The 619-nt window shown below is 63.7% G+C and carries 1 protein-coding gene; it reads left to right on the top strand.

From position 1 onward, the window contains the following. Positions 1 to 104 precede the first annotated feature (104 nt). Positions 105 to 619, top strand: a 515-nt coding sequence (locus tag PXJ20_RS32930) for a helix-turn-helix domain-containing protein (RefSeq protein WP_421057516.1), incomplete at its 3' end; no start/stop codon positions are given.

The raw sequence follows: 619 nt of genomic DNA, 5'->3' as shown, positions 1-619 counted from the left end.
ATGTAGCGGCTATTTGGTAATGTCCGGTTTGGGCCAGTTAGAAATGTCCGGTTCAGGCCTGCCCGAGGCGCATGCTGTCGACGCGCAATCCGGCGGAGCCTGCCATGAACGAGCCTGGACTGGTGACGATCAGCATGAACGAGTTACGACGCGTCAAGATCATCGAATCGGTCGTTGAAGGACGTCTGAGCGGCGTGCGTGCGGCTGAACAGCTGGGACTGAGCGAGCGTCAGGTGTCGCGTCTGAGGCGCCGCTTCGAGGCCGCCGGGGCTGCCGGTCTGGTTTCCGCCAGACGTGGCAGGCCGGGTAACCGGCAGTTTTCCGTGAGTCTGCGAGCGCGTGTGATTGCCATCATCCGGGAGCGCTATGCCGATTTCGGCCCGACGCTGGCGCGCGAGAAGCTTCATGAGTGTCACGGCATCGTGCTGGCCAAAGAAACGTTGCGCCAGTGGATGTACGCGGCTGGACTGTGGGTGCCACGGGCGCAGCGACCGCCGAAGGTCTTCCAGCCGCGCAACCGTCGGGCCTGTTATGGCGAACTGATCCAGATCGACGGCAGCGATCACCGCTGGTTCGAGCAGCGGGCGCCCGCCTGCTCGCTGCTGGTGTTCATCGACGA

The sequence above is a fragment of the Paraburkholderia sp. A1RI_3L genome (assembly GCF_048957895.1).
GTDB classification, from domain to species: Bacteria; Pseudomonadota; Gammaproteobacteria; order Burkholderiales; family Burkholderiaceae; genus Paraburkholderia; species Paraburkholderia kururiensis.
Note: the sequence above shows the minus strand (reverse complement) of the source record. Positions and strands in the feature narration are given on the sequence as shown.